The 23,513-nt window shown below is 73.3% G+C and carries 23 protein-coding genes and 1 pseudogene; 9 read left to right on the forward strand and 15 right to left on the reverse strand.

Annotated features, from left to right (window positions below; all coding sequences use genetic code 11):
- The first annotated feature begins 10 nt into the window (after window positions 1-10).
- From lgt to ACYU7H_RS05600, 3 genes are read left to right on the forward strand one after another with little or no spacing between them, the layout of a single operon-like run.
- The gene (lgt, locus tag ACYU7H_RS05590; RefSeq protein WP_460813178.1) at window positions 11-901 is read left to right on the forward strand and encodes a prolipoprotein diacylglyceryl transferase; all 891 of its coding nucleotides are present in this window, start codon (window positions 11-13) and stop codon (window positions 899-901) included.
- Window positions 898-1,692 (forward strand): thymidylate synthase, encoded by a 795-nt coding sequence (locus tag ACYU7H_RS05595; protein ID WP_460813179.1) that lies wholly within the window; start codon window positions 898-900, stop codon window positions 1,690-1,692. The genes lgt and ACYU7H_RS05595 overlap by 4 nt, the downstream gene beginning before the upstream one ends.
- Before the next feature lie 8 nt (window positions 1,693-1,700).
- On the forward strand, window positions 1,701-2,207 hold the full coding sequence (locus ACYU7H_RS05600; protein ID WP_460813180.1) for a dihydrofolate reductase: 507 nt from the start codon (window positions 1,701-1,703) through the stop codon (window positions 2,205-2,207).
- On the opposite strand, the gene ACYU7H_RS05605 is transcribed toward ACYU7H_RS05600, so the two are convergent.
- From ACYU7H_RS05605 to lptD, 6 genes are all read right to left on the reverse strand, one after another.
- Entirely contained in the window at window positions 2,204-3,094 is an 891-nt protein-coding gene (locus ACYU7H_RS05605) for a symmetrical bis(5'-nucleosyl)-tetraphosphatase (protein WP_460813181.1), read from the reverse strand. The two genes, ACYU7H_RS05600 and ACYU7H_RS05605, sit on opposite strands and share 4 nt — an antisense overlap.
- A 63-nt stretch (window positions 3,095-3,157) precedes the next feature.
- Window positions 3,158-3,541: a Co2+/Mg2+ efflux protein ApaG gene (gene apaG, locus ACYU7H_RS05610; protein ID WP_460813182.1), complete on the reverse strand. Its 384-nt coding sequence runs from the start codon at window positions 3,539-3,541 to the stop codon at window positions 3,158-3,160.
- A 60-nt stretch (window positions 3,542-3,601) separates the two neighbouring features.
- Window positions 3,602-4,414: a 16S rRNA (adenine(1518)-N(6)/adenine(1519)-N(6))-dimethyltransferase RsmA gene (gene rsmA, locus ACYU7H_RS05615; protein WP_460813183.1), complete on the reverse strand. Its 813-nt coding sequence runs from the start codon at window positions 4,412-4,414 to the stop codon at window positions 3,602-3,604.
- Complete coding sequence (gene pdxA / locus ACYU7H_RS05620) at window positions 4,411-5,400, reverse strand: 4-hydroxythreonine-4-phosphate dehydrogenase PdxA (RefSeq protein ID WP_460813184.1); 990 nt, start codon at window positions 5,398-5,400, stop codon at window positions 4,411-4,413. Before pdxA ends, rsmA begins: the two co-directional genes overlap by 4 nt.
- 2 nt (window positions 5,401-5,402) lie before the next feature.
- Window positions 5,403-6,734: a peptidylprolyl isomerase gene (locus ACYU7H_RS05625; RefSeq protein WP_460813185.1), complete on the reverse strand. Its 1,332-nt coding sequence runs from the start codon at window positions 6,732-6,734 to the stop codon at window positions 5,403-5,405.
- Entirely contained in the window at window positions 6,731-9,073 is a 2,343-nt protein-coding gene (gene lptD, locus ACYU7H_RS05630) for an LPS assembly protein LptD (protein WP_460813186.1), read from the reverse strand. Before lptD ends, ACYU7H_RS05625 begins: the two co-directional genes overlap by 4 nt.
- Window positions 9,074-9,239: 166 nt before the next feature.
- On the opposite strand from lptD, the gene msrB reads away from it, so the two are divergent.
- Window positions 9,240-9,677, forward strand: a complete 438-nt coding sequence (msrB, locus tag ACYU7H_RS05635; RefSeq protein ID WP_460813187.1) for a peptide-methionine (R)-S-oxide reductase MsrB — start codon at window positions 9,240-9,242, stop codon at window positions 9,675-9,677.
- A gap of 9 nt (window positions 9,678-9,686) precedes the next feature.
- Here the strand turns inward: msrB and ACYU7H_RS05640 are convergent, their stop codons facing one another.
- The 3 genes from ACYU7H_RS05640 to ACYU7H_RS05650 are packed head-to-tail and all read right to left on the reverse strand — an operon-like array spanning window position 9,687 to window position 11,779.
- The gene (locus ACYU7H_RS05640) at window positions 9,687-10,607 is read right to left on the reverse strand and encodes a histone deacetylase family protein (RefSeq protein ID WP_460813188.1); all 921 of its coding nucleotides are present in this window, start codon (window positions 10,605-10,607) and stop codon (window positions 9,687-9,689) included.
- Window positions 10,608-10,614: 7 nt separating this feature from the next.
- Window positions 10,615-11,175, reverse strand: a complete 561-nt coding sequence (locus ACYU7H_RS05645) for a cob(I)yrinic acid a,c-diamide adenosyltransferase (protein WP_460813189.1) — start codon at window positions 11,173-11,175, stop codon at window positions 10,615-10,617.
- 28 nt (window positions 11,176-11,203) lie between these two features.
- Window positions 11,204-11,779 (reverse strand): DUF6580 family putative transport protein, encoded by a 576-nt coding sequence (locus ACYU7H_RS05650; RefSeq protein ID WP_460813190.1) that lies wholly within the window; start codon window positions 11,777-11,779, stop codon window positions 11,204-11,206.
- Between the two features lie 88 nt (window positions 11,780-11,867).
- On the opposite strand from ACYU7H_RS05650, the gene ubiH reads away from it, so the two are divergent.
- Together ubiH and ACYU7H_RS05660 are read left to right on the forward strand one after the other, a co-directional pair.
- Window positions 11,868-13,094 carry a 2-octaprenyl-6-methoxyphenyl hydroxylase gene (ubiH, locus tag ACYU7H_RS05655; RefSeq protein ID WP_460813191.1) on the forward strand — a complete coding sequence of 409 codons (1,227 nt, stop codon included), beginning with the start codon at window positions 11,868-11,870 and terminating at the stop codon, window positions 13,092-13,094.
- Window positions 13,091-14,323 carry an FAD-dependent oxidoreductase gene (locus tag ACYU7H_RS05660; protein ID WP_460813192.1) on the forward strand — a complete coding sequence of 411 codons (1,233 nt, stop codon included), beginning with the start codon at window positions 13,091-13,093 and terminating at the stop codon, window positions 14,321-14,323. The genes ubiH and ACYU7H_RS05660 overlap by 4 nt, the downstream gene beginning before the upstream one ends.
- 110 nt (window positions 14,324-14,433) lie before the next feature.
- Here the strand turns inward: ACYU7H_RS05660 and ACYU7H_RS05665 are convergent, their stop codons facing one another.
- The 5 genes and pseudogenes from ACYU7H_RS05665 to ACYU7H_RS05685 form a co-directional block, all read right to left on the reverse strand.
- On the reverse strand, window positions 14,434-15,186 hold the full coding sequence (locus ACYU7H_RS05665; protein WP_460813193.1) for a hypothetical protein: 753 nt from the start codon (window positions 15,184-15,186) through the stop codon (window positions 14,434-14,436).
- An 84-nt stretch (window positions 15,187-15,270) separates the two neighbouring features.
- Complete coding sequence (gene rlmM, locus ACYU7H_RS05670) at window positions 15,271-16,338, reverse strand: 23S rRNA (cytidine(2498)-2'-O)-methyltransferase RlmM (protein WP_460813194.1); 1,068 nt, start codon at window positions 16,336-16,338, stop codon at window positions 15,271-15,273.
- A 1-nt stretch (window position 16,339) separates the two neighbouring features.
- Entirely contained in the window at window positions 16,340-16,924 is a 585-nt protein-coding gene (locus ACYU7H_RS05675) for a nucleoside deaminase (RefSeq protein ID WP_460813195.1), read from the reverse strand.
- Window positions 16,921-17,145: pseudogene (locus ACYU7H_RS05680) on the reverse strand (hypothetical protein); the annotation flags it as partial. The pseudogene ACYU7H_RS05680 and the gene ACYU7H_RS05675, both read right to left, overlap by 4 nt.
- A 310-nt stretch (window positions 17,146-17,455) precedes the next feature.
- Window positions 17,456-19,210 (reverse strand): glutamine--tRNA ligase/YqeY domain fusion protein, encoded by a 1,755-nt coding sequence (locus tag ACYU7H_RS05685; RefSeq protein WP_460813196.1) that lies wholly within the window; start codon window positions 19,208-19,210, stop codon window positions 17,456-17,458.
- 123 nt (window positions 19,211-19,333) lie between these two features.
- Here ACYU7H_RS05685 and ACYU7H_RS05690 point away from each other — a divergent pair, with 123 nt between their 5' ends.
- From ACYU7H_RS05690 to msrA, 3 genes are all read left to right on the forward strand, one after another.
- The gene (locus ACYU7H_RS05690) at window positions 19,334-19,597 is read left to right on the forward strand and encodes a putative signal transducing protein (RefSeq protein WP_460813197.1); all 264 of its coding nucleotides are present in this window, start codon (window positions 19,334-19,336) and stop codon (window positions 19,595-19,597) included.
- On the forward strand, window positions 19,578-21,842 hold the full coding sequence (locus tag ACYU7H_RS05695; RefSeq protein WP_460813198.1) for a sensor domain-containing diguanylate cyclase: 2,265 nt from the start codon (window positions 19,578-19,580) through the stop codon (window positions 21,840-21,842). Before ACYU7H_RS05690 ends, ACYU7H_RS05695 begins: the two co-directional genes overlap by 20 nt.
- Window positions 21,843-21,903: 61 nt before the next feature.
- On the forward strand, window positions 21,904-22,554 hold the full coding sequence (gene msrA / locus ACYU7H_RS05700) for a peptide-methionine (S)-S-oxide reductase MsrA (protein ID WP_460813955.1): 651 nt from the start codon (window positions 21,904-21,906) through the stop codon (window positions 22,552-22,554).
- Here the strand turns inward: msrA and ACYU7H_RS05705 are convergent.
- Window positions 22,551-23,498 (reverse strand): LysR substrate-binding domain-containing protein, encoded by a 948-nt coding sequence (locus ACYU7H_RS05705; RefSeq protein ID WP_460813199.1) that lies wholly within the window; start codon window positions 23,496-23,498, stop codon window positions 22,551-22,553. The genes msrA and ACYU7H_RS05705 overlap by 4 nt on opposite strands.
- Window positions 23,499-23,513: the final 15 nt, after the last annotated feature.

Here is a 23,513-nt window from a genome sequence, read left to right on the forward strand (position 1 = left end):
GGACCCGCGCATGTACCTGCACCAGATCGATCCGGTCGCGCTCCCGCTCGGTCCCGTCCAGGTCCACTGGTACGGGATCATGTACGCGCTGGCCTTCGCGGCGGCGTGGTTCCTCGGCCGCCACCGGATCCGCGCGGGACGGTTGCCCGGGACGGACGAGGCCGCGTTCGGCGACCTGGCCTTCTACGGGATGCTGGGCGTGGTGCTCGGCGGTCGCATCGGGTACGTGCTGTTCTACGGGTTCGGGGACTTCCTGCGCGATCCGCTGATGCTCTTCCGCGTCTGGGAAGGCGGGATGAGCTTCCATGGCGGGCTGCTGGGCGTGCTCGCCGCGGGCTGGTGGTGGTCGCGCCGCCAGGGGCTGCATTTCTTCGACACCGTCGATTTCGTCGCGCCGCTGGTGCCGACGGGCCTGGGCCTTGGCCGGCTGGGCAACTGGATCGGCGGCGAACTCTGGGGCAAGCCCACAGGCGGCGAATGGGGCGTCGTGTTCCCGCGCGCGCTGCCGGCCGAGTTCGCCGGCATGGATCCCTCGGCCCTGCGCGCGCAGTTCGAGGCCGGCGCGCTCGCCGCCTACGCGCGGCATCCGTCGCAGCTCTACCAGGTGGTGCTCGAGGGCATCGTCCTGTTCGCCGTCGTGTGGTGGTTCTCGAGTCGGCCGCGCCCGCGCTACGCGGTGTCCGGTGTCTTCGCGCTGCTTTACGGGCTGTTCCGCTTCGCGGTCGAGTTCGTGCGCGAGCCCGACGCGCACCTCGGCTACCTCGCCTTCGGGTGGCTGACGATGGGCCAGGTGCTCAGCCTGCCGCTGGTCGCACTGGGCCTGTTCCTGCTGTGGCGCTCGCACCGCGCGCCGACGCTCGCGCCGGCCCCCGCCGGCCACGCGGACCGGGGCGCGTCGTGAAGGCGTACCTCGACCTCCTGCGACATGTGCTCGAGCAGGGCACGCGCAAGGACGACCGCACGGGGACCGGGACGCGCAGCGTGTTCGGCTGGCAGATGCGCTTCCCGCTCGCCGACGGCTTCCCGCTGGTGACGACCAAGAAGCTGCACCTGCGCTCGATCGTCCACGAGCTGCTGTGGTTCCTGCGCGGGGAGACGAACGTCGCGTACCTGCGCGACAACAAGGTGAGCATCTGGGACGAGTGGGCGGACGCCGATGGCGAACTCGGCCCGGTGTACGGCAAGCAGTGGCGGCGCTGGGCCGGGCCCGACGGCCGCGAGGTCGACCAGATCCGCTGGGTGGTCGACGAGATCCGGCGCAATCCCGATTCGCGGCGCCTCATCGTCAGCGCATGGAACGTGGCCGACCTGCCGGACATGGCGCTGATGCCCTGCCACACGATGTTCCAGTTCTACGTCGCGGATGGCCGCCTGAGCTGCCAGCTCTACCAGCGCAGCGGGGACATCTTCCTCGGCGTGCCGTTCAACATCGCGAGCTACGCGCTGCTCACGCACATGGTGGCGCAGGTGACGGGCCTGGGGGTGGGCGACTTCGTCCACACGCTGGGCGACGCGCACCTGTATTCCAACCATGAGGCGCAGGCCCGCGAGCAGCTGGCGCGCACGCCGCGTCCCCTGCCGACGCTGCGCCTGAACCCCGACGTCGACGACCTGTTCGCGTTCCGCTTCGAGGACATCGCGATCGAGGGCTACGACCCGCACCCGGCGATCAAGGCGCCGGTGGCGGTCTGAGCGGGCGCATGCCCGACCTCGCGTTGATCGCCGCGATCGATCGCGGTTTCGCGATCGGCAAGGGCAACGCGCTGCCGTTCCGGCTTCCCGACGACCTGAAGCGGTTCAAGGCGCTCACCCTGGGCGGCACCGTGCTGATGGGCCGGCGCACGGCCGAGTCGCTGGGACGGGCGTTGCCCGGGCGGCGCAACCTCGTGCTGACGCGGCACGGGCATGTGCCCTTCGACGGCATGGAGGCGGTTCCGAGCCTCGACCACGCACGCGACATCGCGTCCGGCGAAGGGACGCTCTGGGTGATCGGCGGCGGCGAGGTCTACGCGCTCTGCCTTCCACGCGCACGCGCGATGCACCTGACGCTGGTCGACACGGTGGTGGAGGGTGCCGACGCCTGGTTCCCGCGGTTCGACCCCCGCGACTGGAGCGTCGTGGCGCGCGAGCACCATCGTGCCGACACGCGCCACGCGCACGCGTTCGACTTCGTCGACTACGTGCGCAGGCCCGACGGCGGCGCCTAGGCCGTTCCCGCCGGGCGACGCGGCCGGCGGCGGCGACGGCCCGGGCGCGGACCGGGCGGCTGCGCGGGGACGTCGCGGCCCGGCACCTGCACGATCCGCAGTTCGTCGGTGTCCAGCTGGAGCGCGGTGAGCTTGCCGCCCCACACGGCACCGGTGTCGATCGCGTGCACGCCGTGGCCGATGAACAGCCCCAGCGCCGACCAGTGACCGCAGACGATCTTCAGGTCGCGCTCGGCCCGGCCCGGGACCGCGTACCAGGGATACAGACCGGCCTGCTGCGTGCCCGGCACGCCCTTTTCCTCGAACGCGATCCGCCCCTTCGGCGAGCAGTAGCGCAGGCGGGTGAAGACGTTGATGATCGCCCGCAGCCGGTCCGTGCCGCCGAGCCGCGGCGACCACGCCGGCTGGTCGCCGTACATGTTCCTCAGCAGCTTCGCGTGGCCGTCGCCGGCCAGCTTCGCCTCGACCTCGCGCGCATGCCCTTCGGCCATGCGCGTGGTCCATTTCGGCGCGAGGCCGGCGTGCACCATGAGCCAGCCGAGGTCGCGGTCGACGTGCACCAGCTCGCGGTGCCTGAGCCAGTCCACCAGCACGTCGCGGTCCTCGGCGAACAGGACGCGCCGCAGGTCCGGGTTGACGCGCTGCTGCTCCTCCTCGGTGCGCTGCGCGATCGCGAGCAGCGACAGGTCGTGGTTGCCGAGCACGACGTGGGACTGTTCCCGGAGCGAGTGCACGAGCCGCAGCGTCTCGAGCGACTCGCCGCCGCGGTTCACCAGGTCGCCGCAGAACCACAACCGGTCGACCGCGGGGTCGAAGCGGATGCGTTCTAGCAGGCGCTGCAGCGGATCCAGGCAGCCCTGCAGGTCGCCGATCGCCCAGACGCTCATGGCGACGCCCCCGGGCAGGCGACGGCGGCGGTCTCGACGCGGGAAGTGGCCGGGTCCACGTCGCTAGTGGAGCGTGCGCGGGATGGACAGGGTGAACGCGGGCACCGGGGCATCGAAGCGCGTGCCGTCGTCGGCCAGCATCTCGTAGCGGCCCTCCATTGTCCCGATGTCGGTTTCCAGCACCGCGCCGGAGGTGTACTGGAACGCCTCGCCGGGCCGGAGCCAGGGCTGTTCGCCGACCACGCCCTCGCCCGCGACTTCCTCGACCTTGCCGTTGCCGTCGGTGATCACCCAGTGGCGCGCGAGCAGCTGCGCCGGGACGCTCCCGTCGTTCCGGATCCGGATCGTGTAGGCGAAGACGTAGCGGTCCTCGTCGGGCGCGGACTGGTCATCGAGGAAGCGGGTCGCCACGTCGATCGACAGGGCGTAACTGGGCGCATCGTCCATGCGTGGAGTGTACGGTGCGCGCGTGAATCCGGGGACACGGCGCGACGCGCGCGCGAACGATCAGGATGCGTCGTCGGCGGGCAGGTTCGCGAGGCGGACGAAGTCGTCCACCGACAGCTGTTCGGCACGCGCGTCGGGACGCAGTCCCGCGGCCTCGATGAGCGAAGGACCGGCGACGCCCGACAAGGCGTTGCGCAGCGTCTTGCGCCGCTGGCCGAACGCGGCGCGCACGACGTCGGCGAAGCGCCGGTGGTCCCGGACGCCGATCTCGTCCGCGCCGCGCGGCACCAGCCGCACGACGGCGGAATCCACCTTCGGCGGCGGCCGGAACGCCCCGGGTGGCACGCGGAACAGGGGGGTGACGCGGCAGTACGCCTGCAGCATCACGCCCAGCCGTCCGTAGGTCTTGCTACCCGGCCCGGCGGCCATCCGGTCGACCACCTCCTTCTGCAGCATGAAGTGCATGTCGACGATCGCGTCCGCATGCGCGAGCGCGTGGAAGAGGATCGGCGAGGAGAGGTTGTACGGCAGGTTGCCGACGAGGCGGATCCGGCCGTCGGGCGACACGCGGCGCGCCAGGGCACCGAGGTCGACGTCGAGGACGTCGCCGGGAACGATCTCCAGCGTGCCGATGTCGCGCGCCGCCTCCGCGAGCGGCGCCAGCAGGTCCCGGTCGAACTCGATCGCGGTGAGCGCGCCGTGCGCCTCCAGCAGCGGGAAGGTCAGCGCGCCCTGCCCGGGGCCGATCTCGACGATCGCATCGCCCGGGCGCGGGTCGATCGCCAGCACGAGCTTCTGGACGATGCCGCGCTCGTGCAGGAAGTGCTGCCCGAGGTGCTTCTTCGCGCGCGGGTCGAACGCGGCGCCGCTCACGACGCGCTTCCCCTGCGGCGGCTCGCCATCCTGGCGCAGGTCGCGACCGCCGCCGACAGGCTTGACGGGTCGGCGCGCCCGGTGCCCGCGATGTCGAGCGCAGTGCCGTGGTCGACCGCCACGCGCGGGTAGGGCAGGCCGAGCGTCAGGTTCACCGCCTGCTCGAACCCGCTGAACTTGAGTACCGGCAGGCCCTGGTCGTGGTACATGGCGAGCACCGCGTCCGCCGTGCGCAGGCGGGCGGGCAGGAACCCGGTGTCCGCGGGCAGCGGGCCCTGCAGGTCCATGCCGCGCGCGCGGAGTCGCTCGAGCACCGGGATGACCACGTCCAGTTCCTCCCGGCCGAGGTGGCCGTCCTCGCCGGCATGGGGGTTGAGCCCGAGGACCAGGACGCGGGGCGCGTCGATCCCGAAGTCGCCACGCAGCGCCTCGTGGAGGATCCCGAGCGTCCGCTCGAGTCCGGCGTCGGTGATTGCCGCGGGCACGTCGCGCAACGGCAGGTGCGTGGTGGCGAGGGCGACGCGCAGGGTGTCGTTGGCCAGCATCATCACCACCGGCGTGCCCGCCTGCCGGGCGAGCAGTTCCGTGGTCCCCGTGTAGGCGATGCCCCCGGCGTTGATCGTCGCCTTGTGCACCGGGCCCGTCACCAGGCCATCGAACCGGCCCCGCAGGCAGGCATCCGCCGCGGCTTCGAGCGCGCCGATCACGGAGGCGGCATTGCGGGGATCGGGTTGGCCGAACGCCGTCGATGCAGGATGGGGGATCTCGACGAGCGGCAGGTCGCCCGCGCGTTCGGGCGCGGACTCCGCAGGCAGGAGGCGCAGCGGCAGGGACAGGGCCGTCGCCGCCCGACGCAGCGAGCCGGGGTCGCCGAACGCGACCAGCCGGGCATCGTCGCGGGGGTTGGCCTGTGCGATGCGGACGCACAGTTCCGGACCGACGCCGGCCGGCTCGCCCGGCACCAGCGCCAGCCGTGGACACGCCATCGTCAGCCGCCGGCGTCCGGTTCGTCGGCGCCTTCGAGGCGCGAATCGACGTAGGCCTGCCCGCGCAGTTCGCGCAGGAAGCGGTTCCACTCTTCCTCGAGCTTGCGCTGGCCGATGCGCTCGCGGGCGGCGGCGCGCCGGTTGAGGTCGGCCGCGTCGGCCTGGCGCGTGCCCAGGCGCTGGACGATGTGCCAGCCGGCGCTGGACTGGAACGGCGCGGAGAACTGGCCGTCGGCCAGTGCCGGCAACTGTGCGCCGAACTCGGGACCGAACGCACCGCCCGGGAACCAGCCCAGGTCGCCGCCCTGGTTGGCGGTATTGGCGTCCTCGGAGTGTTCGCGTGCCAGGGCCTCGAAATCGGCGCCGCCGGCCAGGCGGGCGTGCAGGGTGTCGATCCGCGCCTTGGCCTCGGACGGATCGGCCCCCTGGGGCACGCGGATGAGGATGTGGCGCGCCTGGTACTCCGTCACCGGCTGCGCGGACGACTGCGCGGCGTCGCGGACCTCGCGGAGCTGCAGCAGCTGGAAGCCGGTCGGCCCGCGGACCGGGCCGATCATCCCGCCCGGCTGCATCTGGCGCACGGCCTGCGCGAACGCTGCCGGGATCTCGTCCAGGCTGCGCCAGCCCAGGTCGCCGCCCTCGAGGGCGTTGGGGCTGTCGGAGTAGCGGACCGCCGCGGCCGCGAAGTCCATCTCGCCGCGGTCGATGAGTGCCTTCACGCCGGCGATCTTCTGCTCGCCCAGCGCGATCTGTTCGGGGGTCGCGCCCTCGGGGAGGGCGACCAGGATGTGCGCCAGGCGGTACTGGCTGCCGCCGGCGGCATCGGCCGCGAGCGCGGCGTCGACCTCCGCGTCGCTGACGCGGACCTGGCTCTGCGCGAACCGCTGGCGCAGGCGCTGGATCATGATCTCGTCGCGCAGGGTCTCGCGGAAGCCGGCCATGGTGCCGCCGTCGGCCTGCAGCTGGGCGGCCAGTTGCTCGGGCGACAGGCCGTTCTGGGCCGCGATCGCCGCGGTGGCCTGGTCGACGTCGGCGTCGCCGACCTGCACGCCGGTCTGGCGCGCACGCGCCACCTGCAGCTTGACCAGCACCAGGCGTTCGAGCACCTGGCGCTCGAGCACGTCGCGGGGCGGAAGTTGCGCCTCGCGCCCGGCGTACTGGGACAGCACGTTCCGCATCGCCCGATCGAGTTCGCTGCGCAGGACGACGTCCTCGTCCACGACCGCGACGATCCCGTCGACGGGCTGCAACTGCTGGGCAGGCGCCGGCGCGGCCGGCAGGAGGGCGGCCAGCGCGAGGGCGGCCGCGAGGAATGCGGGGAGGCGAGGGGTCATTCGAAGGGGTCCGGGGCGCTGTCGTCGCCGCCGTCGACTTCGGGCGGCGGCACGAGGTAGAGGTCGTCGCGGTAGTAGCCGAGGATAGCACGCCGCAGGATGCCCCTTGCGTCGCGGCCGGCCGATCCCAGGCCCTTCAGTTCGATCTCCAGGAGGATCGCGTTGTCCAGCTCGCCATCGCGGTTCCGGACGTACCGGCGGCCCACCAGGCGCACCGCCATGCAGCAGCTGTCCCACTGCACGCCGCCGATGGCCTCCAGCAGCTTGTCGTCCTCGAGCGAATAGTAGTACCGCCCGACCACGCTCCAGGTCGGCGACAGCGGGTACAGGAAGGACACGTCGGCCTGCTCGAGCAGCTCGCGGCGGTAGCGGTAGCCGAGGTTGACCACGCCGTCGTCGCCGAACAGGTACTGCGAGCGCACCGAGACCAGGTCCTCACGGCGGAACTTCGGATCCCACTGGTAGGAGGCGCCCAGGCTCCAGCGGTCGTTCACCGCCCAGTTGGCGTCGGCGACCCAGGACGATTCGCCCTTCTCCACCGGGACCTCGCCCGGCGCGGTCACCAGCGAGTCCTCGAAATAGCGGATCTGGCCCACGCTCGCCGAGAGCTTCTCGCGCCCGTCGGATTCGCGGATCAGGCGGGTCGTGAGCGCGACCGTGAGCTGGTTGGCATCCGCCTGGCGGTCGGCGCCGGAATAGCGGTTGTCGCGGAACAGCTGGCCCCAGCTGAAGGTCATCGGCCGGGTGTCGAACAGCGGCAGGCCGGACTGGTCCTCGTACGGCACGTTCAGGTAGAACAGGCGCGGTTCGAGGGTGTGGAGGTAGCGCTCCCCGCGCAGGCGGGTCTCGCGGTCGAAGAACAGGCCCGCGTCGAGCGACGCGATGGGCAGCGAGCGGGTGGGCGCGTCGTCGGTGACCCCGGGGCCGAAGCCCTCGTCGAGGCGATAGGTCGTGTGGCGCCAGGCCAGCGTCGGCCTGACGAACCAGCTGGCGCCTTCCAGCGGCATGCTGATCCACGGCTTGAGGTCGACCCGCGTGCCGCCGGGACGCGTGTCGTGCTCGAAATGCACCGCTTCGGCGTCCAGGCCGGCGACGAGCCATTCCTGCAGCGGTTTCTCCCAGGAGAACCACGCACGTGGCAGGCGATGGTGGGGCAGGAAGCCCTCGGTCAGGGTGTAGTCCGACAGCAGGTAGTAGTTGCCCGCAATGCCGCCCGTCCAGGTGGGGCCCTGCCCGAACACGCCGAGGGAGCTGGCCAGGTACACCGGCGAGAGGTTGTCCAGCGTGCTGCTGAAGTCCTCGACGTAACGCGGATCGCTGATCCAGTTGAGGTTGGCGCGCGCCTGCCAGTTCGGATGCAGGGCCTGCACCGCGTTGAGCCGGAACTGGCCGCGGTCGTCGCGCCGCCGGTTCTCTTCGGGGATGCCCGCGGCGATCTCCTCGTCGCGCTCGCGCGCGGCCAGGTCGTCGCCGGGCAGGAACGCGCCCTCGACGGTGCCGCGCCCCCCCGGCACCAGCCAACGGAACTGGCCGCCCAGCATCAGGCCGCGTTCGGTCATCAGGCGGGGCGTGAGGGTCGCGTCGTAGTTGGGCGCCAGGTTGAAGTAGATCGGCTGCTTCCAGTCGAAACCATTGCGGCTGGAATTGCTGATCGACGGATACAGCAGGCCCGTGCGGCGGCGGTCGTCGACCGGGAACATCAGCCACGGCACGTACAGCACGGGGACGTTGCCGATGCGCAGGGTCGCGTTGCGCGCGGTGCCCATGCCGTCCTCGAGGTCGACCTCGATCTCCTGCGCACGCAGTTCCCACTGGCGGTCGGACGGCGTGCACGTCGAGTACGTGGATCCGCGCAGCAGGCCGGTCGTGCCCTGCAGCGCGATCTCGTCGGCCTGGCCGTTGCCGCGGCGCGACACCAGCTGGTACTCCACGTCCTGGAGCCGGTGGCTGTCGGCCTGCTGGTCGCCGTCCGCGCGATCGGCGACCAGGCGCAGTCCCGCGTCCTGGTACCGGATGTTGCCCTCGGCGACGTAGCGCCCGGTTTCCGTGTCGTAGGTCAGTTCGTCGGTGCCGAGGAACTGGTCGCCCCGCTGGAGGTGGACGTTGCCCTGGAAGACGGTGTGCTCGTCGCGCGTGCCGGCGAAGCGGTCGCCCTCGATGTCGGTGGGCAGGTCCTCGCGATCGACGGGCCCGGGCAGCGCGGTGGGCGCCTCGCCGAACGCGGGGATCGCGTCCTCGACCGGGCACAGCGCGTAGTCCGGCGGCGCGTCCTGTGCGTGGGCGGTCAGTGCAAGCGCGATGCACATCGGAAGCGGGAGCAGGCGGACGGCTGGTCGCACGCGTCGGAGTCCGTGGGCGAAAACGCCGGCTAGCTTGCCCCATGTACCCGGGGGCGGCAATGCGAACGGCGGCTTCACGCGGCCGGCAACAGGAGGCGACCACACTCCGCGCGGACCGGCGCGGGATCCGGCACCTGACCGATCGCCGGCCGGGATGGAGGCAACCATGAGCGAGCGCGAGCATGGCCCCGGCCCCGGGGCGCGACCCGACCGGATCGAGCAGACCGACGCGCAGTGGCGCGCGCGCCTGACGCCGGCCCAGTACGCCGTCTGCAGGTGTTCGGCGACCGAGCCGCCCTTCACCGGGCGATGGTGGGACCACGCGGCCGAGGGAACCTACGCGTGCGTCGCCTGCGGCGCACGCCTGTTCGACTCGGGGGACAAATACGACTCGGGCAGTGGGTGGCCCAGCTTCACCCGGCCCGCCGAGCCGGCCGCCGTGGAGGAGGTCGTGGACGAAAGCCACGGCATGCGGCGGACGGAAGTGCGCTGCGCCCGGTGCGAATCCCACCTCGGCCACGTGTTCCCCGACGGTCCAGCGCCCACCGGCCTGCGCTACTGCATCAACTCGGCCGCGTTGGATTTCCAACCCGCGGCGGATTGAGGGACCGGGTCAATCGAGCAGCGCCGCGACATGCGCGACGCTGCAGGCGCGAAGCGCGCCGAGGTCGTAGCCCCCCTCGAGCAGGGACACCAGCCGCCCCTCCGCGTGCCGCCCGGCCAGCCGCACCAGTTCGCCGGTGACCCAACCGAAGTCCGCCTCGCCGAGCGCGAGGCCGGCGAGCGGGTCGTCGCGATGCCCGTCGAAGCCCGCGGACACGAACAGCAATTGCGGCGCGAACCGGTCGATTGCCGGGAGCAGCACCTCCCGCCAGGCGGCACGGAAGGCCGCGCCGTCGGCGCCCGGCGGCAGGGGCGCATTGAAGATGTTGCCCGCGCCGCGCTCGTCCGCGTGGCCGCTGCCCGGATACAGGGGCAGCTGCTGGGAACTGGCGAAGCAGACCCGGGGCTCGCGCAGGTAGATGGCCTGCGTGCCGTTGCCATGGTGCACGTCGAAGTCGGCGATCGCGACGCAATCCAGCCCATGGGCCTCCAGTGCATGCGCGGCGGCCACGGCGACGTTGTTGAACAGGCAGAACCCCATGGCCGTGTCGGCGACCGCGTGGTGCCCCGGCGGCCTCACCGCGCAGAACACGCGTCGCGCGTCGCCGGCCATGACAGCGTCCACCGCCGCGATCCCGGCGCCGGCGGCGCGCAGCGCGGCCTCGGCGGAGCCGGGCGAAAGCATCGTGTCCGGGTCGAGGGCGAGCAGCCCATCCGGCCGCGCGTCGAGGATCCCGTCCACCAGGGCCGGTGCGTGCACGCGCACGAGCTGCGCACGGGTGGCCCTCGGCGCCTCGGTGCGTTCCAGGTCCGGGAACGCAACGGCCAGGGCGTCGAGCACGGCGTCCAGCCGGGCCGCGCGTTCCGGATGGCCCGCGCCCGTGTCGTGCGACAGGCACGCGGGGTGCGTGAGAAGGCGGACCGTCGCCACGTGCCGCTCAGCCGGGCGGCTTGCGCCGCTCGTGGTTCCAGAGCACCTCGCCGTGTCCGCTGGCGCGCGCGAGCACGCGCGCGAGCACGAACAGCAGGTCGGAAAGCCGGTTGAGGTAGCGGATCGGCTGGGCGCGGACGGGCTCGAGCCGCGCGAGCGCGACCGTCTCGCGCTCGGCCCGGCGGACGATCGTGCGGGCCAGGTGGCAGCGCGCGGCCGCCTCGCCGCCGCCGGGGAGGATGAAATCCTTCAGCGGCGGCAGGTCCGCGTTGTGCGCGTCGAGCACGCGTTCGAGCGCGTCCACGTCCGCGTCCTCGATGGCCGCGTGCCCGGGGATGCACAGCTCGCCCCCCAGGTCGAACAGCTGGTGCTGCACCGAGGTCAGCAGGGCGCGGATTCCCTCCGGCAGCTCGCTGGCGAGCAGCAGGCCGATCGCGCTGTTCGCCTCGTCGACCGTGCCGTAGGCGACCACCCGCGCCGCGTCCTTCCCGACACGGCTGCCGTCGCCCAGGCCGGTCGTGCCGTCGTCACCGGTGCGGGTGTAGATCTTCGACAGGCGGTTGCCCATGCGCAGGCGCTGGCCGTCGACGCCTGCGTCAGACCGTCTGCGGCCGCAGTGCCGGCAAACGGCGGCGCAGCAGCGAGAAGCCGCCGAACAGCAGCGCGGCGTAGGCGAGCGTGCCCAGCACCGTCCACTGGAAGAACGGGATGCCGGCGACGTAGGCCATGCCCAGCCCCGCCGGCGACTTCGGGTACATCGTGCCGCCCGCCCAGACGCCGAGGTTGGTGACCAGGAAGAACAGCACGGATGCGGCCAGCGAATACGCCAGCACCCGGCCGCCGCCCACGCGGCCGCGCAGGCCGAAGCCCATCACCGCGGTCAGCGCGATGCAGCCGTAGACCAGCCAGAAGCCGACGCCGAGGAAATACTCCATGTACAGCCCGCCGTGCAGGAGGGCGAGCGCGAGGTCGGACACGAGCATGCCCGCGAGGGGCACCAGCACCGCCCAATGGCGCGCGGCGAAGTAGGCGCCGCCGAACAGGGCCATCGCCTCGACCGGCGAGAAGTTCGGCGGATGCGGCAGCACGCGCGTCAGCGCCGCGAGCACGATCATGCCGGCGAGGACCCAGGGGCCGGGGGCGAAGCGGGAGTCGTCGTGGTTCGGGGTCATCGCGGCAGGTCGGTGGAACGGATCGCAGAGTCTAACGGATGGCGCCCGCGCGGGGCCGGGTGGACGGCGCGCCGCGTATCATCCCGGCATGCAGCGGATACACGACGTGCTGGTCGTCGGCGGCGGCCTGGTCGGGTCGAGCCTGGCGATCGCGCTGGATCGCGCCGGCATCGACGCGGCGCTGGTGGAAGCGACGCCCGACGGCACGCTCCCGGCGGTCTTCGACCAGCGCAACCTCAGCTTCGCGGAGGCGACGGTCCACGCGCTGGGTGCGTTGGGCGTGCTCGCGCGGCTGCGCACGCCCGGCGCGCCGATCCGGCGGATCCATGTCAGCCGCCGGGGCGACTTCGGGCGCGTGCGCCTGGATGCGCGCGCGTACGGTCGCGAGGCCTTCGGGCAGGTGGTCGTGGCCCGGGACTTCGGCGACGCGCTCGAGGCCCGGCTGCGGGCGTGCACGCGCCTCGTGCGCTATCGCCCCGCCCGGTTCCTGGGACTGGACGCCGTGGACGACGGCCTGCGACGCGTCCGGCTGTCGGCGGACGGCGGGGACCTCGTGCTCGGCGCGCGGCTGGTGGTCGCCGCCGATGGCGCGGCCAGCAGCGTGCGGGACGCGCTCGGGATCCGGACCGTGGCGCACGACTACGGACAGACGCTGTTCGTCTCGCGCGTGCGCTGCGCCAGGCCGCCGGACGGCACGGCGTGGGAGCGGTTCGACGCCCATGGGCCGCACGCGCTGCTGCCCCGCGCCGACGGCCACTTCGGCGCGATCCACTCGGTCGCGCGCGACGACGCGCCGCGGGTGCAGGCGATGGACGACGTCGACTGGCTGGCGCGACTGCAGTCGGTGTTCGGCTGGCGCGCGGGGCGATTCCTGGAAAGCGGCCCGCGCAGCGCGTATCCCGCGACGCGGCAGGTGGCCGCCGGCCTGACCGCCGAGCGCGCCGTGCTGGTGGGAAACGCCGCCCAGTCGCTGCATCCGATCGGCGCGCAGGGATTCAACCTCGGCCTGCGCGACGCGCTCACCCTCGCCGAACTGATCGGGCAGGCGAGGAAGGAGGACGCCTCGGCGGATCCGGGGGGCCGGGATCTGCTCGCCGCGCATGCGGCCCGCCGCGCGGAGGACCGCGCGCGCACGATCGCGTTTTCGCACGGACTGGCGACGCTGACGGCCAACCCCGTGCCGATGGCTTCCGCATTGCGGTCCGCCGGCCTGGTCGCGGCCGATCGCGCCCCGACGCTGCAGGGCTGGCTGGTCGGCGGGGCGATGGGCTATCGCGCCGACGTGCCCGCGCTGTGCCGCCCGGAGGCCACGTGACCGGACGCCCGCGCACGCGTTCCCGCGACGCGATCGACGTGGTCGTGGCCGGGGGCGGGGTGGTCGGCGCGGCGTGCGCGCTCGCGCTCGCGCGCGAGGGGCGCGAGGTCGCGCTGGTCGAGGCCGCGCGACCCGACGCCTGGTCCCCGGACCGGCCGGACCTGCGGGTCTACGCGATCGCCCCGGACAGCGCCGCGCTGTTCGACCGGGTGGGCGCCTGGTGGCCTGTGCGTGCGGCGCGCGCCCGACCGTATCGCACCATGCGCGTCTGGGATGCGGCCGGCGGCCACCCACTGGTCTTCGAGTCCGACGCCCTGGCGCGACCGGAACTGGGCTGGATCGTCGAACACGGCCTGCTCGTCGACCGCCTCTGGCAGGCGCTGGATGCCGCGGGGGTCCAGGTGCGCTGTCCCGCCCGGGTGACTGGCGTCGTCGAGGAGGCGGAGAGGGTGCGCGTCGCGCTCGAGGACGGATCCACGATCGCCGCGCGCATCGCGATCGCCGCCGACGGCGCCGCGTCCCCGCTGCGCGCGTCGGCGGGCATCGCGACGTCGGGCCGGGATTACGGGCAGCGCGGCGTCGTGGCGTACGTCGCGACGGGTGCGCCGATGGCCGCGACCGCCTGGCAGCGCTTCCTTCCCACAGGTCCGCTCGCCCTGCTGCCTTGCGGCGACCTGCCCGGGGTCGCGCCGGGCCATGCCGCCTCGATCGTGTGGACGCTGCCCGATGCCGAGGCCACGCGGGTCCTCGCGCTCGAGGACGCGGCGTTCGGCGACGCGGTCTCGCGGGCGTTCGACCGGACGCTCGATGCGCTGGTCCCGGTGTCGCGCCGCGTCGCCTTCCCGCTGCGCCGGCAGTTGGCGGAGACGCAGGCGCGCGGGCGGGTGCTCGTCGTCGGCGACGCGGCACACGTCGTGCATCCGCTCGCGGGGCAGGGCGTGAACCTCGGGCTGCGGGACGTGTCGTCGCTGGTCGCCGCGATGCGCGCGTCCGCAGCCGCCGGGCGGGCGTGGGACGGGCCGGTGCACCTGGCGCGGTGGGCACGTGCGCGGCGCAGTGCCAATGCGACGGCCGCCCACGCCTTCGACCTGGTCGAACGGACTTTCGGAAACACCCATCCGGTCGCGACCGCCTTGCGCGGCCCGATCCTCGGCCTGGCCGGGCGCGTGCCACCGCTCGCGCGTCTGCTGCTGCGCGAGGCCGCGGGCGATCCCTCCCGCATGGCGTGATGCGCGAACGGCACGACGCCCGCGCAAGGCGGGCGTCGTGGTCGTTGGACCGTGCCATCCATGGCGGGGCCGGACGAGGTCCGGACCCCGTGCGGGCTGACGTCAGCGCGTCACTTCCAGTCCCGGTATTCCTTGTACTCCGCCATCGTCAGCGAGCCGCTGGCGTCGGCGTCGAAGCGCGCGAAGTGCGTGGTCAGCTCGGCTTCCGCGGCCGCCTCGGCGGTCGTGACCATGCCGTCCCCGTCCGCGTCGGTCTTGCCGAAGTGCGCCTTGATCGGGTCGTTGGGCATCGAATTGACCGTCACGACCTGGGTCGTGGCCACGGCAGCGGCAGGGGCGGCGGGTGCCGGCGCGGGCACCGGCGGCGGGGAGACGGCGTCGAGCGCCGCGCCGGCGGCCGCCTCCGCGGTCATCGCGGCGGACGCCGCTTCGGCGCTGGCCTGCTCGGCCATGCGTTCGGCCTGCTCGGCCTCCAGCGCGGCCTTGGTCGGATCCGAACCGCTCTCGGCGGCGGCGCGCGCGGAGCGGGCGGCATCGGACGCGTCCTGGGCCTCCTGGGCGGCCTGCACGGCGTCGACGGACGCCTGCGCGGCGACGTCGGCGTTCGCCTCGGCGGCGACCTCGCCTTCCACCGTCGGGGCGGGAATGCCCTCGGCGACGGCCTCGGCGACGTTGGCGGCGGAGGCGGCGGCCTCGGCTTCGGCCTCGGCTTCGACGGCGGCCTCGACGGCGTCGTCGCGGCTTTCCTCGGCCGACTCCTCGGCCGGCGGGCGCGGGGCCTCGACCTGGGCGAAAGCAACGCCCGACATGCCGAGGGCGGCGAGCAGGGCGATCGCGAGCGTGGTGCGCGGGGTGGTGCTCATGCGGGGACCTCCGTGGGGAAGGTCGACGACGCTAGTGCGCGGCAGGTAAAGCGCTTGTCAACCGGGCCAACGCCGGCTGAACGGTCATCCGGCGGGCCGCGCGAAGACCGTGACCTCTTCCCGGTCGTGATAGAGCTGCCGGGCGCGCACGTCCACGGGCCCGCCGGCGGCGTCCCGGAATGCCGCCAGGCAGTCCCGGGTCTCCTGCCAGCGCTTGCGCATGGGCAGTTTCAGGTTGAACACCGTGCGCCGGCACCACCCGTTCCGCAGCCAGTCCGCCATGCGCGCGGCCACGCGGCGGGGCTGCTCGACCATGTCGCAGACCATCCAGTCGAGCGGCCGCGGAGGCTGCCAGGTGAAGCCGTCCGCGCGCAGGTGCTCGACCAGCCCCGAGTCCATCAGGGCCGGCTGCATGGGCCCGTTGTCGATCGCGGCGACGCGGAGGTGGTGGCGCACGAGCACCCACGTCCAGCCGCCGGGGGCCGCGCCCAGGTCGGCGGCATGCATGCCCGGCGCGAGGCTGGCCCGCGCGCGGTCGTCCAGCAGCACGAGCAGCGCCTCTTCCAGCTTGAGCGCCGAGCGCGACGGCGCGTCGGCATGCAGTCGCAGGCGCGGGATCCCCATCAACCACGGTGCGCCGTCGTCGGGCCGGGACGTCGCGAGCAGGACGTGGTCCCCGGCCAGGAAGCAGGCATGCAGGCGCGGGGCCCGCGGCTCGTCCCGGGCGGCAAGGTGGCCGGCGCGGCGGAGCGCCGGGCGGAACGCGTTCCCGAAGCTCCGCGCCAGTCCGGCGAGCGGTCGCGCCTGGTCGGCGTCCGGGTGTTCGGTCCAGAGCTGGCCGAAGCGGTCCGGCAGTCCTGGCGCGGCCTCGAGGGCGGCCAGCAGCGGGGAGATCCGGTCGCGTGGCGGCAGCTCGCGCAGCTCGGCGACGACGCGCAACTTCTGCCGCGCGAACACGAGCGAGGCGAAGGGCAGGGCGCGGTCGAGCGCATCGGTCCGCGACGGATCCGCAGGCGAGAACAGCACGTGGCCGCTGCCGCGTTCGGCCCGTGCATGGCCCGGCTCGCCGGCGGCGGCCGAACGCTCCACCAGCTCGGCGGCCAGGTCCGGCTCGAACCCGGCGCGGCAATAGAAGAGCAGTGCCGGCGCCACGTCAGTAGAAGGTGCCGCCGGCCCGGCCGTACGCCTGCAGGACCTCGCGGGCCTGTCCGCGGTGGAGGTCGCGCACCAGCGCGATGCCCCGGCGCTCGAGTTCGCCCGCCCAGTCCGCGGGCAGGGGGCCCTCGTCGAATTCGGTCAGCGCCATGACGTCCTCGCTGCGCGCGCCCACCAGCAGCCGGTCGATGCCCGCCCAGAAGCAGGCCCCGTAGCACTGGCAGCAGGGCTGGGCCGAGGTCGCGAGCACATACGCGCCGAGGTGGGCGCCGGTCGCGTCGTCGCGGTTCAGGCGCGAGCGCCCGGTGGCCTGCTGGGCGAGCATGAAGGCCATCGTCTCCGCGTGCGCGACCGAGCACGACGCCGGCAGCACGCGGTTGACGCCCACCGCGACGAGCCCGTCGTCCGGCCCGAACACGGCGGCGCCGAAGGGACCGCCCGTCCGGGCCTCGATGTTGCGGCGCGAGAGTTCGATCGCGAAGGCGACCTTGGCCGCGTCGCCGGGGATGCGGGTGCCGGGCCGGGCGACCTCGAGGCTCCACGCCGGCAGCGACAGCAGGACCTGGGCGGGGGCGCGCGTCATTCGGCCGCGGGCACCGACGCGGTGATGTCCCGGCACTGGCCTTCGACGCAACTGCAGCCGGTGACCGCGGGGAAGCCGCAGACCGACGCCATGCCCTCGGCCGCGCACTGGGCCTGGACCGCGTCGGGGTCGGTGGGGCTGTCGACGTTCACGCACGACGGATAGGCACCGCAGCAGTTGCCGACGTCCTTGATCGTGCAATCGGCGTCCGTGCGGCAACTGCGGTCGAGCGCCACCGGCCCGGGCACGCGCCTGGGCGGCAGCGGATCGGACATCCGTGGCGGCACGAGGTCCGCGGGCGGGCGCGCAGGGGCGTCCGACGGGGGCGGTGTGTCCGGCGCCGGGGAGGCGTCGCCCGCGGTGGCGGGGGGCGGGGCGTCCTGTGTTGCGACGGTCGCGCGGTCGTCCGGACCCGGACCGCCCTCCGCACAGCCCACCGCGCCGGCCGCGAGCGCGGCCGCCAGGAACAAGAGGGCGCCTGTGCGCCCGGCTCGGGTCCGCTTGAACATCATGTGTCCCTCCTCACCGGTCTCAGCGCGTCGTCCAGGTATCCCGCAGCCCGACGCTGCGGTTGAAGACAGGGGCATCCGGCGCGTGTTCTTTCCGGTCGGCGACGAAATAGCCGGTGCGTTCGAACTGGAACGACGCCTCGGGCGCCGCGTCGGCGGCCGCGGCTTCGACGTAGGCGCGCACGACCTGGCGCGAGTCCGGGTTGAGGTTGTCGACGAAGCTGCCGCCGGCGGGCGCGTCGTCCGGGTCGGGCACCGAGAACAGCCGGTCGTACAGGCGCACTTCCGCGGGCACCGCCGTGCGGGCGTCGACCCAGTGGATCGTGCCCTTGACCTTCCGGTTCGCGCCCTCCATCCCGGGGCGGGATTCCGGGTCCAGCGTGCCGCGCAGCTCGACCGGGCGGCCGTCGGCATCCCTCACCACCTCGTCGCAACGGAAGATGCCGGCGCCACGCAGGCGGACCTCGCCGCCGGGCACCAGCCGCTTCCAGCCCTTCGGGGGATCCTCGGCGAAGTCGCCGCGCTCGATCCACAGCGCGTTCGAGAACGACACCCCGCGCGTGCCCATCGCCTCGACCTTGGGGTGGTTCGGGAAGGCGAGCGTCTCGGCATGGTCGTCAGGCAGGTTGGTGATCACCACGCGCAGCGGCTCGAGCACCGCCATGCGCCGGGGCGCGGCGTCGTCCAGCGTCTCGCGCAGGCAGCCCTCGAGCACGGCGAAGTCGATGAGCGAGTTCTGCTTGCTGACGCCGAGGCGCTCGGCGAACAGGCGCAGCGCCGCGGGCGTGTAGCCGCGGCGGCGGATGCCCTGCAGGGTCGGCATGCGCGGATCGTCCCAGCCCTCGACCAGGCCGGCCTGCACGAGCTGCATGAGCTTGCGCTTGCTCATCACCGTGTAGGTGAGGTTCGCGCGCGAGAACTCGATCTGGCGCGGCTTCGCGGCTTCGAACGGAAGGCCCCGGGCGGCCAGTGGCGCCAGCAGGTCCGGCGTGCCGGCGAGGTCGACGCGGTCCACGCACCAGTCGTACAGCGGCCGGTGGTCCTCGAACTCCAGCGTGCACAGCGAGTGCGTGATGCCCTCGATCGCGTCGGACAGCGAATGCGCGAAGTCGTACATCGGATAGATCGGCCAGGCGTCGCCGGTGTTCTGGTGCGGCACCTTCTTGACCCGGTACAGGGCCGGGTCGCGCAGGTTGATGTTGCCGCTGGCCATGTCGATCTTCGCCCGCAGCGTGCGGCTGCCGTCGGCGAACTCGCCCGCGCGCATGCGGCGCAGCAGGTCGAGGTTCTCCTCCACCCCGCGGTCGCGCCAGGGCGAGGGGCGGCCCGGCTCGGTCAGCGTGCCGCGGTATTCGCGCACCTGGTCGGCGGTCAGGTCGCAGACGAACGCGTCGCCCTGGCGGACGAGCTTTTCCGCTGCCAGGTAGAACACCTCGAAATAATCCGATGCGTGGCGGAGGTCGTGCCACTCGAACCCGAGCCAGCGCACGTCCTCCAGGATCGCGCGCACGTACTCGGGGTCCTCCTTCGCCGGGTTGGTGTCGTCCAGGCGCAGGTTGCACACCCCGCCGAACTCGCGGGCGATGCCGAAGTCCAGGCAGATGGCCTTGGCGTGGCCAATGTGCAGGTAGCCGTTGGGCTCGGGCGGGAAGCGCGTCTTCACCGCCCCGTGGCGGCCCGAGGCGAGGTCGTCGCGGACGATCTGGCGGATGAAGTCGTTGCGGTGGCGACCGTCGACCGTGGCGTCGTCGGCCGGCATTTCGTGGGCGGGGGGCATGCGGGGCGCGGTAAAGGCGGCGTGGATCGCAGTTTAGCCGCTGGACGGCAGGTTCCGCCCGACGAGACGCACCGACCGTGTCGTATGCTGCCGGCGGAACCGCACGCAACGACAGGGGGTTGCATGCAGGTGGTGTACGAGGCCGCGCATCTGGTCGATGCGCACCTGGTGAGGCACGCGCTGGAGGCGGCCGGCATCCCGGCCCACGTGCGCGGGGAAGCGCTGGTCGGCGGGATCGGCGAGCTGCCGGCGGGCGGCCTGGTCGCCGTGCTCGTGCCGGCGGCGGCCTGGCCGGAGGCGCGCGCCGTCGTGGAGGCGCTCGACCTCGGCGCGTCGGCCGGACGGGATCCCCTGCAGGGGAGCGACGGTGCGCCCGTCCCCGCCTGAGGCGGCGATCCGGCGCCGGCGCCCGGGGCTCGCCGCCTTCCTCGCGGTCGCCGTGGTCGCGCTGCAGGCGCTGCCGGCGCGCGCGTGGGACCTCCCCATGGCGGACGACCGCGCGGTGCACGTCGAGGCCGCGGCCGGTTCGACGCACGTCGAGGCGGACCCCTCCAGTGGCGCGCTCCGGATCGAAGGCCAGGGCGTTTCGCGCGCCACGCTCGGCTTCACCGTGCCCGCGGCCGCGGGTCCGGGCGAACAGTGGGTCCTCCGGATCGACCGCGACAGCCTGACGCGCATCCAGGCCTGGTCGGCCGGATGGCCGGGGGGAACGCTGCGGTTCTTCGCACCCGGCGAGGCGGAGGGGGCATTGCCGAGCAGTTTCGACTTCCCCCTGCCGCACGACTGGCAGGGCGAGCGCAGCGTGCAGCTCGAGGTCGAGTCGATCGGGCCCTACGTGATCCGTCCGGTGCTGGTGACGGCCGAGGCCGCGATGATGCTCGAGCACCGGGCGATCGCGGTCTACGGGGCGATGTATGCCTGCCTCGGCCTGCTGGTGCTCATCGCCGCGTCGCTGTCGATGGCGACGGGCGACCGGGCCTATCTCGCGCTTGTCGTGTTCCTGCTTGGCGGCATGCTGCTGCTGTCCGCGGTGAACGGCCATCTCTACGCGATCCCGTGGCTGCGCGGCTACGCGTTCTGGGATGCGTTCGGGATCTGGGCACTGATCCTCGCCACGGCCGCGGCGGGCGTCTGGCTGGTCCAGCTGTACACCCAATCCGCCCGCCACGCGCCGCGGCTCGATCGCGTCCTGTTCTTCCTCGCCCCCGTGCTGCTCGGGTTCGCCGCGCTGTGCCTGCTGCGGCCGCCCGGATGGGGCGACGCGGCGAAGGCGTTGGCGGGGATCGGCTGGATCGCTGCGGCGTTGGCCTGCCTGGGCGCGGTGGGCGTCGCGGTGCGGCGCGGCACGTGGATGGCCTTGCCGCTGTTCGTCGTGCTCCTGCTGCTGACGGGCGCGGGCCTGGCTCACGAGGCGATGCTGCGCGGCTGGCTGCCCGGCGGGTTCTGGGTGCGGCATGCCTACCAGGTCGGGTTCGTCGCCACCGCGGTGACCCTGGCCATCGGCCTCATCGGGCGGATCACCGAGTTCCGCGCCGCGGGCGAACGCGACCGCCTTGCGCGCGACGACACCGAGCGCCGCCTGGAGCGCGAGTCGGCGCGGGCGGACCTCATCCAGACGCTGCGCGACAAGCTCCGCGAGCTCCCGCCGGGCGACATGGAATGGGCGGCGTTCCGCGCGTTGTTCGACCAGTTGCTCCCGACGCTGCGGCTCGAGGCCGGGTCGCTGATCGCCTACGGCTACCACGGTTTCGACCTGCTGCTGGCCGAGCCGCTCAAGAGCAAGGACCGGTTCGCGGCGCTGCTGTCGAACCGGATCGGGATGATGAAGGGCCTGGCGCGTACCCGGGCGCCGCTGCAGTTGCCGCTCGACGACGCTGACCCGGCCGCGGGGACCTGGCCGGCCGCGGCGGGCGAGGGCGCCCCGGGCGGCGGGGCGGGCGCGGCGCCACGCCACGTCCACGCGGTGGTCCCGTTGCCGATCCGCGCGCCGGGCTGGGGCGTGCTGCTGCTGGAACGGCGCGGCGACGACCCGTTCACGCACGACGAACTGCTGCTGGCCAGCGAACTGGGCCGACTGACCATCCAGCACGCGGACGAAGCCGCCACCGCGCTCAACCTGCGGCGCTCGGCCGAACTCGACGCGCTCACGGGCGCGCTCAACCGCCGGACGATCGACCTGTGGCTGGCGCGCAGCTTCACCGAGGCGCACCGCCACGGCCAGGCGCTGGCGGTGCTGTTCGTCGACATCGACCACTTCAAGTCGGTCAACGACACGTTCGGCCACGCCTGCGGGGACACCTGCCTGCGGCACGTGGCCGAAGCGCTGCGCCGCGAGCTCGAGCCCGGTGACCTCCTGGGCCGCTATGGCGGCGAGGAGTTCATCGTCGTGCTGCCGGGTCGCAGCGGCGACGCGGCCAGGCAGCTGGGGGAGCGCATCCGCGGCGCGGTCGAGCGCGAGGAGGTCGAATGCGAGGGCCGCCGGATCCCGCTCACGGCCAGCATCGGCGTGGCGACCCGCCTGGACCGGGAGGACGCGCCCGCCGCGACGGTGCAGCGCGCCGACAAGGCCCTGTACGCGGCCAAGCGCGCCGGTCGCAATCGCGTCAGCGTCGCGCCCGCCGTGTTCTATTGAGCCGCCGCGCCGGGCGGCGCAATCCCGACGGGTGGACCCCATGGCCTCGATGCTGGACCGACTGCTGTCCATCGGCGCGCACGGGCAGCGCATGCCGCGCGCCGGCGACGCGCTCCCCGGGCGTCACGATGCCGTGCCGCTGGAGAACCGGCATTTCGTGCACGGCCGGCCGTTGCGGGGCGACTTCGAGGGACTGGCGCGCGCCGTGTTCGGGATGGGATGCTTCTGGGGCGCCGAGCGCCTGTTCTGGTCGATTCCCGGCGTGCACACGACGGCGGTGGGCTATGCAGGCGGCGCGACGCCGAACCCGACGTACCACGAGGTGTGCTCGGGCTTGACCGGACATGCCGAGGTCGTGCTGGTCGTGTTCGATCCCGGCGCCGTCGGCTACGAGACCCTGCTGGCGCGGTTCTGGGAGGGGCACGACCCGACCCAGGGCATGCGGCAGGGGAACGACGTCGGCACGCAGTACCGCTCGGTGATCCATTGCGCGACGCCGGCCCATCAGGCGGGGGCGTCCGCCAGCCGCGACCGCTATGCCGCGCGCCTGTCGGCCGCGGGGCTCGGCGCGATCACCACGGAGATCGTCCATCCCGCGCCGCCCTTCTTCTACGCGGAGGACGCACACCAGCAGTACCTGGCGAAGCACCCGGGCGGGTACTGCGGACTGGGCGGCACCGGGGTGTCGTGCCCCGTGGGCACGGGCGCCTAGCCGGCGGCGCGATCCGACGCCGCGGCGCCAACCGGATGGCCGGGCACGGCGAGCAGCTCGGGCGGCAGTTCGCGGAAGACGCCCGCGAGCTGCTCCAGGAAACCCGCCATCGCGGAACTGCGGCGCCAGACCATGGCGATGCGCCGGCTGGGCGTGCGCCCCTCGAATTCGAGCAGGCGGATGGCCGGGGAGGTCGGCACCGGCGGCCGCACCGCGAGCGCGGGCAGCAGGGTGACGCCCACGTCGGCGGCGACCATCTGGCGGAGGGTCTCCAGGCTGGTCGCCTGGAAGCCGGCGTTCTCGGTGGCGCCGGCGAGTTCGCACACGTCGAGGGCCTGGTCGCGCAGGCAGTGCCCGTCCTCGAGCAGCAGCAGGCGCTCGTCGCGCAGGTCCTGCATCCGCAGGTGCGCGCGGTCGGCGAGCGCATGGCCGCGCGGCACCGCGAGCATGAACGGCTCCTCGAACAGGAACTCGGCGTGCAGCTGGTCGTCGTGCAGCGGCAGCGCGAGCAGGCCGGCGTCGAGCCTGCCCGAGCGCAGGCGCGCGAGGATCTCCGGGCTCTTCTCCTCGACGAGCAGCAGTTCCAGGCGCGGGAAACGCGCTCGGATGCGCTGGACCACGTGCGGCAGCAGGTAGGGCCCGAGCGTGGGGAAGATGCCGAGGCGCACGGTGCCGGCCTCGGGGTCCTGGCTGCGGCGCGCGGCCTCCTTCATCTGCTCGACGTCGGCGACGATCCGCCGCGCGCGTTCGGCGATGTCGCGGCCGGCGGGCGTGAGCATGACCTTGCGCGGCGCGCGTTCCACCAGCGTCACGCCCAGCTCCTCCTCCAGCTTGCGGATCTGGGTGGAGAGCGTCGGCTGGCTGACGAAGCACGCCTCCGCCGCGCGACCGAAGTGACGGTGGTCCGCCAGGGCGACGAGGTAGCGGAGGTCGCGCAGGTTCATGTGGTTGCCCTCGCG

Source organism: Luteimonas pelagia (genome assembly GCF_054776035.1).

Bases quoted from the DNA above. Each gene is read 5' to 3' on its own strand.
- apaG (WP_460813182.1), bottom strand. From the start codon at position 3,541: ATGGACGATGCGCCCAGTTACGCCCTGTCGATCGACGTGGCGACCCGC.
- lgt (WP_460813178.1), top strand. From the start codon at position 11: ATGTACCTGCACCAGATCGATCCGGTCGCGCTCCCGCTCGGTCCCGTC.
- ACYU7H_RS05685 (WP_460813196.1), bottom strand. From the start codon at position 19,210: ATGCCCCCCGCCCACGAAATGCCGGCCGACGACGCCACGGTCGACGGT.
- ACYU7H_RS05690 (WP_460813197.1), top strand. From the start codon at position 19,334: ATGCAGGTGGTGTACGAGGCCGCGCATCTGGTCGATGCGCACCTGGTG.
- ACYU7H_RS05625 (WP_460813185.1), bottom strand. From the start codon at position 6,734: ATGACCCCTCGCCTCCCCGCATTCCTCGCGGCCGCCCTCGCGCTGGCC.
- ACYU7H_RS05665 (WP_460813193.1), bottom strand. From the start codon at position 15,186: ATGAGCACCACCCCGCGCACCACGCTCGCGATCGCCCTGCTCGCCGCC.
- msrB (WP_460813187.1), top strand. From the start codon at position 9,240: ATGAGCGAGCGCGAGCATGGCCCCGGCCCCGGGGCGCGACCCGACCGG.
- ACYU7H_RS05600 (WP_460813180.1), top strand. From the start codon at position 1,701: ATGCCCGACCTCGCGTTGATCGCCGCGATCGATCGCGGTTTCGCGATC.
- ACYU7H_RS05675 (WP_460813195.1), bottom strand. From the start codon at position 16,924: ATGACGCGCGCCCCCGCCCAGGTCCTGCTGTCGCTGCCGGCGTGGAGC.
- ubiH (WP_460813191.1), top strand. From the start codon at position 11,868: ATGCAGCGGATACACGACGTGCTGGTCGTCGGCGGCGGCCTGGTCGGG.
- ACYU7H_RS05645 (WP_460813189.1), bottom strand. From the start codon at position 11,175: ATGGGCAACCGCCTGTCGAAGATCTACACCCGCACCGGTGACGACGGC.
- pdxA (WP_460813184.1), bottom strand. From the start codon at position 5,400: ATGGCGTGTCCACGGCTGGCGCTGGTGCCGGGCGAGCCGGCCGGCGTC.
- ACYU7H_RS05650 (WP_460813190.1), bottom strand. From the start codon at position 11,779: ATGACCCCGAACCACGACGACTCCCGCTTCGCCCCCGGCCCCTGGGTC.
- ACYU7H_RS05705 (WP_460813199.1), bottom strand. From the start codon at position 23,498: ATGAACCTGCGCGACCTCCGCTACCTCGTCGCCCTGGCGGACCACCGT.
- ACYU7H_RS05605 (WP_460813181.1), bottom strand. From the start codon at position 3,094: ATGAGCGTCTGGGCGATCGGCGACCTGCAGGGCTGCCTGGATCCGCTG.